Raw genomic sequence first — 12,388 nt, 5'->3', positions numbered from 1 at the left:
ACAACAATCACGAACACTTACAAGAATACAGAAACAACAGAAGTAAGTGGTAAGAAAGTCTGGGAAGACTACGACAATAAGTTCAACACACGCCCAGAAAGTATTACGGTTCAATTACTTCAAAATGGAACAGAACTTAAAGCAGAAGCAGTGAAAGCTGATAAAGAAGGCAACTGGAATTTCAGCTTCAAAGATCTACCAAAGTACGATGAACAAGGAAATGAATACACGTACACAGTAAGTGAAGTAAAAGTAAATGGATATGAAACAAAAGTAGAAGGAACAACAATTACGAACACTTACAAAAATACAGAAACAACAGAAATCAGTGGTAAGAAAGTCTGGGATGATAACAACGCAATAGATCGTCCAGCATCCATCAAAGTAGACTTATTACAAAATGGAAAAGTTATTGACACGAAAGAAGTAAGCGTGGCAACAAACTGGAAGTACACGTTTGAAAAACTACAAGTATATGATGAAAACGGATTAGCGTACAAGTACGAAGTGAAAGAACAACCAGTAGCGGGATATAAATCCGAAGTAAATGGTTATGACATCACAAATACAAAAATCAAGGACGAACCAGGTGTAGATCCGAAAGATCCAAGTACAGATCCAAACACAAATACAGACAAAAATAGCGATTCAAAAGTTCCACCTACTACAGAAAATGATAAGCCAACATTACTTCCTAACACAGGAGGAACATCAGCAGAAATGAGTTCAATTCTTGGAGGTATGGTATTGTTCCTGTTAGGTGGAATCCTACTTGCTCGTCAGCGAATAAAATAATAAAAAAGATTTAGATTATTGATTACACTGTAATCTGAGTAGCAGACAAATTAAAAAATACGCCCTTTAGGTAAGTATTCAAAAACACTTCACGATAGAGTGAAGGGAAGAATGCAACCTGAGGGTTTTTTTTATAGAAAAAAGAGAACAGTTTCAAGTTGGATTCAATCAGCGGCCGAATAATATGGTCAGCTTTCATAGAGATGAGCGGCTCTAAATTACCAGAGAAACCGCTTTCAATAAGTCGATTATCCATTGGACCATAAGCTTAAAATGTGGTGTGGTATCTCATGTAATGTAAGATCAATGACCATGTTCCGTTAAGCTTTGGATGAATGCATAGCCATTTTTATGGCTAATTTAGAAATAGTATTTTGTAAAGCTTTGCTCGTGAGTAGCTGCATCAGCGTTTGTTTCAGGAATAAAAGCATTAGTTCCTGAAATAACTGTTAAAGCTAACACAACTGCAAGGATAATTTTTTCATAGTAGAAAGCTTTCTTTATTAGATGTAATTACTATTATTACAATTTTTATTCTACATGGTAATACCATTCAACAATGTAACTAGATTAATATATTACGTTTTATATTATACGTGATAAATCGTATAATTAATATACTTTAATTGATTTATTAAGATTTTTTTCGGGTAATAATGCCATGTAATAAATATGCTGTTATACATATTTATTTTTCCTTAATAAAAAGCCACCGATTAATCGGTAGCTTGAAATAGTATTAAGCAGCTTTTTGCCCTGTTTTCACGGTAGGTTGAAGGCTATTATAGACGCCTGTACCAATGACCTCTAATGCCATTTTCATACGTTCTGGTGATATGTTCTCAAATACGTTATCTTGAGGCGTGTGATATACCTTTTCGATATGATAGATTAATGGATTCCAACTATCGACGCCCATCCAAATAAATAGTGCAGAAGGAATGCCCACTTCAGCAAATGGTACGTGATCACTAGAGCCGAATTTTCCTTGAAGAACGAGATCATTATTTAATTGTTTGCCTGCTTGTAAGGCAGCATCTGTTACAAGGTTTGTTGAGCCATCAGGAGTCATTGCATACAAGTTCTTTGCTTTATCATAATTTGTTGCAACCATATCCGCGTTAAAGACACCTAAAATACGGTCACGTTCTTTTTGGGATAGACTATTCACATAATAATCCGAACCAAGTAATCCAGTTTCTTCAGAACCGAAAGCAATAAAGCGGATTTCTTTATCAGTTTCTACATTTTGAAAAGCACGAGCCAATTCTAATACTAGTCCTGTTCCAGAAGCATTATCGTTAGCACCAGGTGCTCCAACTACACTATCATAGTGTGAACTTACAACGACTGCTTTTTCATTGCCTGTACTCTTTTTTGGTTTCTTTTTCGCAATAACATTGAGGGATGTTAAATTAGATTCGTGTCTAGCTTTTAATGAAAGGAGTGTAGTTCCTTTTTTCGCGATTTCTTCTTTAAATGCATTTCCTTGCGCGTAAGCAAGACCAAATACAGGTACAGATTGTTTTTTCGTTAAGCGAGGATTGAAAGTTTGTCCATAGTTTCCTCGTCCTCCAATTAAACTGTATAAAAGAACTCCTTTTGCTCCTTTACTAACAGCATTCTCAACTTGTTTATTATAGTCTGCTACTGTTGTTCCTCTTTCAAATAAAACAATTTTGCCATTTACTTCATTTGGGATATCTTCTAATTTTGTACCACCTTGAACAAAGATAAGGGGAGCTGTAACAGCTTCTGTAGAAATTAGTGCATTAGGAGCAGCACCAGCTTGCCAATTGCGTTTTGTGGATAGTGGTGATTCAATGAATCCAACGTACTGATCGGGCACTTGAAATGGCTGATATTCTACTTCGTAGCCCATTGATTTAAGTTGCATACCAACATAGCGAGAGGCCCATTCTTCTGGTTTTGTCCCACCAGGACGAGGACCAATCGTTTCGGATAAAAATCGGATATGTTCGATGGCACGATTTGCATCAACTTGCTTTGTAATAGGTGGGGTTTGCGTGATTCCTGATGTGGAATCAGCTTTTGCTTGTCCAATTGGAGCTAAGCTAACGGCGAGTGATACAGCAAGCAAGGAGCTTACTATTTTTTGTTTCAGTGATTTTCTCATTTTTTCCTCTCCCATTCTTCTATTCTCTCTGACTGACAAAAGAAGACGGATAACGACTTTATTTTACCTTTATATGTATAAATTCTCAATAAATGTATGTTGAGAAATAAAAAACGTCATATGCATATTTGCATATTTTCGGCGGAGGTATGTATGCTATCATTTTAAATGAAGGTTCGCTTTCTGTTCTGAAGGCTCCTACATTGCATGAATCTAGTGTACCCAAACTTTAGATTATGTAGGGGGGATGGAATCACTGTAGGGTTCCATTTCTCATGTTTGAATCATGTGGTGATAATTATGTTTCCGCATTTCATAATTATCATCAGTGATATATGTAAGGCATCCATATGAAAATACGAGGCTGTCCAAGGGTTTTCCGTACTTTTGGGCAGCCTCACCCCGTTAAAAAGGTGATACTTTGATGTATCACCTTTTTATTTTATAAGCTTTCTGTTTATGGGGATGTTACATAATTAAAAATAATAAAAAACAGCCGCTTTAGTAGCAGAAATCTACAAAACGGCTGTTTTTTATTATATTTCTGTTAAGATTATCGGTTCACCGCGTGTTACGACAACTGTATGTTCACATTGTGCAACAAGGCTTTTGTCAGGTGTAACAAATGTCCAACCATCGTCACCGCGTTCGATAATATGATCAGCTTTCATAGAAATGAATGGCTCTACAGCGATAACAAGACCGTCTTTTAGAAGAGCATTATCCATTGGGTCATAATAGCTTAAAATGTGGTTTGGTGCTTCATGTAAGCTAAGACCAATACCGTGACCAGTTAAGTTTTGAATAACATTGTATCCATTTTTATGTGCAAAGTTTGAAACAGCACGACCAATTTGATTTTGCTTTGATCCAGCTTTAACTTTTTTCATTGCTGCCCAAAATGCATCAACCGCTGCTTGGCAAAGCTTTTCTTTTGCTTCGTCGTCTCCAAGTACAAATGAAATACCTGTATCTGCATAATAACCATCAAGTGCAGCAGATACGTCGACATTTACTAAGTCGCCTTCTTTTAATATACGATCTCCGGGAATACCGTGAGCAACTTCTTCATTTACACTGATGCAAGTTACACCAGGGAAATCATATTCTTTTTCAGGTGCAGAAATAGCACCATGCTCATCTAATACTTTTTTACCGATCAAATCAAGCTCTTTCGTTGTCATACCTGGCTTTGCTTGTTTTTTCATTTCTTCACGTGCAAGCGCAACGATGCGGCCGATTTTTCGTAAGCCTTCTAAATCTTGTTCATTACGAATAATCATGAAAACCACTGTCCTTCCTCAAATATATATCTTCCCCGATTGTATCATGTTTATTTTCGTCCTGCTACTCGCTTGCGGCATGCTGGTTGATTCCTCTCACAAAGAATACATGACAATTGTCATATCGATGTCATGACGCATCATACTGTTTCCTAACTTTTCCAAAACATACAATGTAAATATAAGAAACAGCGGGGGTGGAGAGATGGAAAAGATTATTGAAGTAAATGGTGTTTCTAAAAAATTCAAACATAAAAACGCAGTAAATAATGTTTCATTTCATGTGAATAAAGGGGAAATAGTAGCATTACTTGGACCAAATGGTGCAGGAAAAACAACAATGATGTCCATGATGCTTGGATTAAAAGATCCAACAGAAGGAACGGTTTCTGTATTTGGAAAAAGCCCCAAGCATAGGGATGTTCGTAATAGCTTCGGTGCGATGCTACAAGAAGTAAGTGTTATTGATAGCATTTCAGTGGAAGAAGCAATTGAGTTATTCCGTAGTTACTATACGAACCCGGTAGCGAAAGAAACATTACTCAAATTATCAAATTTAGAATCAGAGCGAAAGCAAAGATGTGAGAAATTATCAGGTGGACAAAAAAGAAGGTTAAACTTTGCGCTCGCACTTGCAGGAAATCCAGATTTGTTATTTTTAGATGAGCCGACAGTTGGAATGGATATTACGTCTCGAAGAACGTTTTGGGAAACGATTAGAAAATTAGCAGGTGAAGGGAAAACGATTATTTTAACGACACATTATTTAGAGGAAGCAGATGCGTTGGCGAATCGTATTTTATTGTTTGCGAACGGAAAGATTATCGCAGATGGTACACCGGATGAGATGAAAGCGACGATTTCTCGAAAAACGATTTCGTTTTATTCAAAGGAAAGCATCCCTACAAGGTTGCTAAAGGAATTACCGAATGTCACAGAAGTACGGTCAAATGAAGGGCGTTTTATCTTAACAACTGAGGATACCGATGCAACTTTACAAGCAATTTATCAAAAGAATTTACCTGTAACAGATGTTTCAGTTGAACGTGGAAGTCTGGATGAAGCATTTGAACAATTTGTCGCAAATCAAAAGGGGGAAATTGCATGAGAGCTTTATGGATGCAATGCAAAATAGAAATTTTACGTACGTTTCGTAATAAATTATTTATCTTTTTCTCATTATTAATGCCAGTTATGTTTTACTACATTTTCACAAATGTCGTTCAAGTGCCACAAAACGGAGATGCTTGGAAAGCACATTATTTAATCTCAATGGCGACTTTTAGCATTGTAGGAACGGCACTTTTTAGTTTTGGTGTGAGAATTTCTCAAGAAAAAGGGCAAGGATGGACACACCTTCTAAAAATTACACCACTTCCAGAGGGGGCATATTTAACAGCAAAGATTATTGCCCAAACGGTAGTAAATGCTTTTTCAATCTTAGTTATTTTTATGGCAGGGATATTAATTAATCATGTGGAGTTAACAGTAGGACAATGGATTGGTGCCGGATTATGGTTATTATTAGGTGTTACACCATTTCTAGCGTTAGGAACAGTGATCGGTTCCATTAAGAAGGCAGATGCAGCAGCAGGCTTAGCGAATATTTTAAATATGAGTTTAGCTGTAATTGGCGGGTTATGGATGCCGATTGAAGTATTCCCTAAAATATTAAGAACGATTGGTGAGTGGACACCGACATATCATTTCGGAAGCGGAGCATGGGATATTGTAGCTGGAAAGTCAATTGGCTGGGAAAATATCGCGGTACTAGGAGGTTATTTCCTTATATTTGTTGTAGTATCAATATATATAAGAAAAAGACAGGAAGCGGTATAAATGATAGAAAAGAAGAGGATTGAGATTTTTCCGAAACATATGGGTTTCTTCCCGTATATGTGGTTCGTGTATCTGTTATTTCCAATTTACCATTTAACACAAGCATCAGGGTGGAAGCTTGTGTTAGGAATCGGTATGTTGATAGTTTTCATTGTCACATACCGTCAACTTTATTTTGTTCAGAAGACGTTCATTTTATGGGCGTGTATTCAGATGGTACTCATTTTTTTATTTGCTTTATTTTATAACCCTTTCATGATATTTTTTGGGTTTTTCACAGCAAGTGCGATGGGATTTACGCCAAGTAAGAAAGCATTTCGAGTGTTGTTATGTTTATTAGTTGTAATGCTTGGGGCTTTTGTATTTGTATATAAGAATCAATTAACAACTGCAAGTTTAGTGAATATCGTTCCGATGTTTATTTTAATGCTTCTTACGCCATTTGGGATGCGTAATTTTAATCAAAAAAAGATGTTAAAAAATCAATTAAACGAAGCAAATGAACAAATTAAAGACTTAGTAAAACGTGAAGAACGGCAGCGAATCGCAAGGGATCTTCATGACACGTTAGGGCATACGTTATCTCTTATTACTTTAAAAAGCCAGCTCGTGGAGAAGTTAATTGTGAAAAATCCAGAGCGTGCAAGTATGGAAGCGAAGGAAATTACACAAACATCTCGTACAGCTTTAAAGCAGTTAAGAGAGTTAATTTCTGATATGCGTATGATTACAGTGGAAGAAGAATTAGAGCAAATAAAGGCAATTTTACAAGCTGCTAATATTGAATTAGAAGTAAAGCAAGAAGCAAGTTCAAGTTCGTTATCACCAATTGAACAAAATATTGTTGGGATGTGTTTGCGTGAGGCAGTGACGAATGTTGTAAAGCATAGTCAGGCAACGCGGTGCACAGTCTCTGTATTAGAATCACAAGGTGAGTTGATTTTGATCGTAGAAGATAACGGTATCGGTCTAGCAGATCAAAACCATGATGGAAATGGTATACGCGGTATGAAAGAGAGAATTGCTCTTATTGATGGATTTGTTGAACTGGATACGATAAATCCAGGGACACTATTAACAGTAAAAGTTCCAGTTGTCATTAGAACAGGAAAAGATGAGGTGAGGGCATGATTCGAATTATTATTGCAGAAGATCAACGGATGCTTCGTGGGGCATTAGGGGCCCTACTTGATCTAGAAGATGATATTGAAGTAATTGGGCAAGCTGCAAATGGGGAAGAGGCGCTAAAATTAATTGAATCGCTAAAACCCGATATAAGTATTATGGATATTGAAATGCCTATTCAAAGTGGATTAGATGTTGCTGAAACTTTAAAGAAAGAAAAATCGGCATGCAAAGTAATGATTTTAACAACATTTGCTCGCCCAGGGTATTTTGAACGAGCAATGAAAGCTGGCGTGCATGGGTATTTGTTAAAGGATAGCCCGAGTGAAGATTTAGCTGCAGCAATTCGTAATGTGATGAAAGGAAAACGAGAGATTTCTCAAGATTTAATGTTTGGCTTATGGCAGGAGCAAAATCCGTTATCAGATCGTGAAAAAGAATTGCTTTTACTCGCGAAAGAAGGAAAGACAGCAAATGAAATTGCGAAGGCGCTTTATCTTTCACCTGGTACAGTACGTAATTATATTTCTGAAATATTAACGAAGCTTGATGCGAAAAATAGAATTGAGGCAATTACAATTGCAGAAGAAAAGGGCTGGATATAAAAAGAAGTTTACCTATGAGTGGTAAACTTCTTTTTTCTTATAAAGTGAAACTTTAATCAGTGGGGGGTCTTATTGCCCGCAAATAACGGGATAAACAACGGTTTCGCCAGGGAATTTTGTCTCAGCTGCATCACTTGGAATTTGAAGAGTAGGGTGTAATGTAGATTTTACTTCATTTTTCGACAAAAAATTTGTTATAGTAAGATTAGGTTGTTGGTCTAAATTTTGGACAACTTTACCACTAACAGTAGTAATTACTCCATTTTTATCTACTTTTACAATGAGATCTTGACCATATACTTTATAGTTTTTATAAGTTTGTGCAAGATGAACTTCGGTTTGATTTTCTTTTGTTTCTTTATAGGTAGGTTGGAAATCTACGTTTACCGCACCTTGTAAATACTTTTTCGCAATATTTTCTTTCGCATCATTTTGAGGTTGTGTTAAGTTACAGATTGTTAAACCAGGCTGAGCAATTTCAACTTTTACTTCACTTTTGACTAATTATGAGCATGAATAGCTTCTGTTGATAAAGGACAAAGCGGACCGAATGTAACGAAAGTATGGGCAAGTTTTCTATAATTCATCTATAACACTCCTAATCTATTGTATGTGTGATGACTTGTATGGAGAATTTGCCGAATTTTATATATATTATGCATTATTTCATATCAAAAATTGTCGAATTCACATTATTGTAGTGGTATGACAACTTAAAAAATTAGATTGTTATAATGGGATGGTGAGTAAGTATGCACGCAGAAAAATTAGGAAGTGAAATTAAGAAAATTAGGGTGATGAGAGGGTTAACACAAAAACAGTTATCCGATAATATATGTCATCAATCGGAAGTGAGCCGAATTGAATCGGGCGCAGTATACCCAAGTATGGATATATTACAAGGTATCGCAGCAAAATTACAAGTTCCCATTATTCATTTTTATGAGGTACTCATTTATTCCGATATCGAAAGAAAAAAACAGTTTAAAGATCAAGTCATTATGCTGTGTAAGCAAAAAAGATATAAAGAAATTTATAATAGAGTATGGAATGAGCTGAAAAAGGAAGAATATCATCCTGAATTCCAGCAGTTTCTTCAATGGCAATATCATGTAGCGGCTTACATATTGAAGAAAATTGATTACGAATATTGTATTTTAGAATTAAAAAAATTGTTAAATCAACAATTAGCTGGAATAGACGTATATCAAAATCTTTATATAGAAAATGCAATTGCAAATATTTATGCTGAAAATAGCTATTTTAAGAAGAGCATTGAGTTATTTGAAGATATATTAAAACAATTAGAGACATTGCATGATAATGAAGAATTTGATGTGAAGGTAAGATATAATCATGCAAAAGCATTATACTTAGATGATCAATATGAAGAGTCACTTTATCAAGTAAATAAAGCGATTGAAATATCGTGCCGAATTAATAGTATGGCATTAATTGGACAGCTATATTATCAAAGAGGTGAATGCCTAGAGAAGTTGGAGTATGATGGGGCAGAGATTGAAGATGCATATAAAAAGGCTAGTTTCTTTTTTGATATATTAGAAATGCATGCATATAAAGAAGCGCTCGCAAATAAAATTAACAGATAAATGACCTAAAAAATGGATATGCATAATTGCATACAGTATGGATAAATTTTCATGATATAGTTAAAAGAAAAAAATGTGGTGATGGAATATGAAGAAACTACTTATTGGTAGTCTATTAACGTTAGCGATGGCATGGGGTATTTCATTAGGCGATACAGCTTTAGAGAAGAGCCAAGTAATTTCTCATAATGATCAAGAGGTACAATTAGCTTCAGATCTACCTTTTGAATATTAAAAAAACAACCGTCTTACTTAGGCGGTTGTTTTTTTGTGGAGTAACATCCAAACGTTTTTACTAGAAACAGGTTTACTAATAAAGAATCCTTGAATGTGGTCACAATTTTGTTCATGTAAAAATTCCCATTGTTCCTCTGTTTCTACACCTTCAGCAATAACTTCTAAATTTAGTTCTTTTGATAGTGTAATAATGGAAGAAATAATTGCTTCTTCTAAAGGACTATTTGTAATACCACAAATGAATTCTCGAGCAATTTTTAATGTGTTGATTGGATATTTTGTTAAATAGGCTAAGGAACTATAACCTGTTCCAAAGTCGTCAATTGAAATTTGAAGACCGAGATTTTGAAGCTGTTCTAGTTTTGCAATTACAGATTGATTTTGATTAATTGCGATACTTTCTGTAATCTCAATATCTAGCGCTTCCGGCTTTAGTTCTGTTTCTTCCAAGACTTTTGAAATAGTTGATATTAAATCTGCATGATTAAATTGAACAACAGATAAATTTACACCAACTTTTAAGTGAGAAAATCCTTGGTTATGCCACTTTTTTGCTTCTAAGCAGGCGGTACGTAAAATCCAATTACCAAGTTCAATAATAAAACCTGTTTCTTCTGCTAGTGGGATAAATTGAGCAGGAGATACAATGCCAAGTTTGGGATGTTTCCAACGAATTAATGCTTCAAAACCGATAATTTGTTTTGTTTTTGTATGTACTTGCGGTTGATATTCAAGAAAAAACTCATTTTGTTGTAATGCTTTTGAAAGTTCGCCTTCTAGGAAGTTGCTCTCATTTTGAGCAATACTCATTTCTTTTGAGAAGAAAACAAATCTGTTTTTTCCATTCGCTTTCGCACAGTACATAGCCATATCGGCATTTTTCATTAATTCGGTTACATCAGTTCCATAATCAGGATACATTGCAATTCCGATACTTGGTGTAATAGATAGTTCTTCGTCTTTAATGAAGAACGGCTTGTTTAAAATAGTTAAAATTTGTTCAGCGATGAAAGATGCACTTTTTTCAGAGTACATATCCGGTAATAGAATTGTAAATTCATCGCCACCTTGACGAGCGACAATATCTTTAGAACGCAAACATCCGCGTAATCTTTTTGCTACTTCAATTAACAATAAATCTCCAACGTCATGACCAAGTCGATCGTTAATTTTTTTGAAGCGATCTAAATCAAGGAACATGACAGCAATATCATTTGCACTAGTTTGAGCGGTATTTAAAATAGCTTTTAAATCTTTTTCAAACTTGCGGCGATTTGGTAATCCGGTAAGTGCATCATGAAAAGCTAAATGCTCTACTTGTTTTTGTTTTTCATATAAAGTTGTAATATCACGTGCTATCCCGAACATCCCAACAACTTCTTTATTTATAAACGTAGGGATAAGTGTAATGTGAAGATAATAATAGTAGCCTTCTTTTTCTTTCGTACGAACTTCTAAGGTTTGTGGTCTACCTTCTTTTGTAATTTGTAAAGCCCTCTTTAGTAGTTCATGGTCTTTTGAATCAATGAAATGTAGAAGGGAATAGCTAGCTACTTCACAATAGTAAGCAGTAAATAAACTTTCACATGCCTGATTAGAATGTTGAAAAATACCATCCATATTTAAAGAGAAAACGGCATCAGGATGATCTTCAAATAAGGATTTATAACGTTGTTCACTTTTTGATAACGCAGATGCACCTTCTTCAACTGCACCTTCTAGTCGTGTAGTCAACTGTTCGTACGTATCGATTAATACTTGATTATCTTTCCACATGTAAAGTTGTCGTAGGAATAATAAGATGAGTGATAATACTAGACCGGTTAACATGAGTTTATCATCCCAAGGCTGAATGACAATAAAGGAAAAAGTAATGATTATACTAAAATAAGGTAATATAAAGCGTACATAATCGAATCGATAATATTTCGTTTTTGTTTCATGTTGCATTGGTTTATCTAAAATGTATAGGATGGATGATAAACCAATTAATAAAATGGAAGTAGTATGTATCAAATAAGAGACTTCAGAAGAAGTTACCATTCCTTTGTTTAACTGAAACAGGTGTACATATCCGTAAACAAGTATGATAGTAAAGCCGATAATTAATGAGACTCTACTAGAAGAATACCGTTCTCTTCTATATAGGCTAATAACGGCGTAAATTACTAATGATTGTGCGATAAAATACCCAATCAAAAGCCACGTGTCCTTCGTCAACATACGAAAGCTAGAAATATCTAAAATAAAGGTTAAGGTAAAATAAATATTCATAATAACAATGAATATGCTATCGAATGAAAATTGAGCAAGACCTCTAATGGAGTAATGTTTTATAAACTTTATAGCAAATCCAGAAAAAAGCAAAATATATTGTATGATGAAAAAAGGTAGTGCTTTATATGAGAATATGACTTGCTCATAAATAGAAAATGAATGGAGAAATAAAGTTATTTCCATAATTAGTCCACATACGCAAGTACACAGTAGTAAAACCCAAAATAGTTTGTCACCGCTTTTCATCTTCTTAATTGCTTTATATAAGCAATAGCAAGAAAAGAGTGCAGCAAAACAAAATAAGAAGAGAATTCCAATTTCTTTTACAGTCAAGTCCTTAGGAATAAGGAATATCCAAAGAGAAAATATACTAATATACATTATGACAAATTGTACATATTTTTTTTGATTCATATTATGGCTCCGTTTCAATAAAGTTGAATCTTAGGGGGAAAATGCTAATTTAAATAATAGCATATA

General features: G+C 34.8%; 10 protein-coding genes and 2 pseudogenes. 7 read left to right on the top strand and 5 right to left on the bottom strand.

Translation table 11 applies throughout. The features are described from left to right. A partial coding sequence (locus COC96_RS12115) for a Cna B-type domain-containing protein (protein ID WP_142339995.1) occupies positions 1-795 on the top strand: 795 nt, incomplete at its 5' end. 178 nt (positions 796-973) lie between these two features. On the opposite strand, the pseudogene COC96_RS28030 reads toward COC96_RS12115, so the two are convergent. The 3 genes and pseudogenes from COC96_RS28030 to map all read right to left on the bottom strand — a co-directional run. Next, positions 974-1,152: pseudogene (locus tag COC96_RS28030) on the bottom strand (type I methionyl aminopeptidase); the annotation flags it as partial. Positions 1,153-1,534: 382 nt separating this feature from the next. Then, complete coding sequence (locus COC96_RS12110; RefSeq protein ID WP_098268247.1) at positions 1,535-2,932, bottom strand: M28 family metallopeptidase; 1,398 nt, start codon at positions 2,930-2,932, stop codon at positions 1,535-1,537. A gap of 536 nt (positions 2,933-3,468) precedes the next feature. Beyond that, positions 3,469-4,215 carry a type I methionyl aminopeptidase gene (gene map / locus COC96_RS12100; protein ID WP_141536010.1) on the bottom strand — a complete coding sequence of 249 codons (747 nt, stop codon included), beginning with the start codon at positions 4,213-4,215 and terminating at the stop codon, positions 3,469-3,471. A gap of 205 nt (positions 4,216-4,420) precedes the next feature. On the opposite strand from map, the gene COC96_RS12095 reads away from it, so the two are divergent. The 4 genes from COC96_RS12095 to COC96_RS12080 are packed head-to-tail and all read left to right on the top strand — an operon-like array spanning position 4,421 to position 7,784. Next, positions 4,421-5,323, top strand: a complete 903-nt coding sequence (locus COC96_RS12095; protein ID WP_098268243.1) for an ABC transporter ATP-binding protein — start codon at positions 4,421-4,423, stop codon at positions 5,321-5,323. Then, positions 5,320-6,054, top strand: a complete 735-nt coding sequence (locus COC96_RS12090) for an ABC transporter permease (protein ID WP_088231946.1) — start codon at positions 5,320-5,322, stop codon at positions 6,052-6,054. Before COC96_RS12095 ends, COC96_RS12090 begins: the two co-directional genes overlap by 4 nt. After that, on the top strand, positions 6,055-7,185 hold the full coding sequence (locus COC96_RS12085; protein WP_098268242.1) for a sensor histidine kinase: 1,131 nt from the start codon (positions 6,055-6,057) through the stop codon (positions 7,183-7,185). It begins immediately after the preceding gene. Then, positions 7,182-7,784 carry a response regulator transcription factor gene (locus COC96_RS12080; protein WP_097903014.1) on the top strand — a complete coding sequence of 201 codons (603 nt, stop codon included), beginning with the start codon at positions 7,182-7,184 and terminating at the stop codon, positions 7,782-7,784. The genes COC96_RS12085 and COC96_RS12080 overlap by 4 nt, the downstream gene beginning before the upstream one ends. Before the next feature lie 90 nt (positions 7,785-7,874). Here the strand turns inward: COC96_RS12080 and COC96_RS28025 are convergent. Then, a pseudogene (locus COC96_RS28025) lies at positions 7,875-8,371 on the bottom strand (riboflavin kinase); the annotation flags it as partial. A 165-nt stretch (positions 8,372-8,536) separates the two neighbouring features. Here COC96_RS28025 and plcR point away from each other — a divergent pair. Together plcR and papR are read left to right on the top strand one after the other, a co-directional pair. Then, entirely contained in the window at positions 8,537-9,394 is an 858-nt protein-coding gene (plcR, locus tag COC96_RS12070) for a transcriptional regulator PlcR (protein ID WP_098268239.1), read from the top strand. Positions 9,395-9,482: 88 nt separating this feature from the next. Next, positions 9,483-9,629 carry a quorum-sensing peptide PapR gene (gene papR, locus COC96_RS12065; protein WP_097903011.1) on the top strand — a complete coding sequence of 49 codons (147 nt, stop codon included), beginning with the start codon at positions 9,483-9,485 and terminating at the stop codon, positions 9,627-9,629. A 17-nt stretch (positions 9,630-9,646) separates the two neighbouring features. On the opposite strand, the gene COC96_RS12060 is transcribed toward papR, so the two are convergent. Continuing rightward, positions 9,647-12,322, bottom strand: a complete 2,676-nt coding sequence (locus tag COC96_RS12060; RefSeq protein ID WP_098768870.1) for a DUF4084 domain-containing protein — start codon at positions 12,320-12,322, stop codon at positions 9,647-9,649. Positions 12,323-12,388 lie beyond the last annotated feature (66 nt).

Origin of the sequence: Bacillus cereus, assembly GCF_002577405.1 — a bacterium.
Lineage (GTDB): Bacteria > Bacillota > Bacilli > Bacillales > Bacillaceae_G > Bacillus_A > Bacillus_A cereus_AU.
Note: the sequence above shows the minus strand (reverse complement) of the source record. Positions and strands in the feature narration are given on the sequence as shown.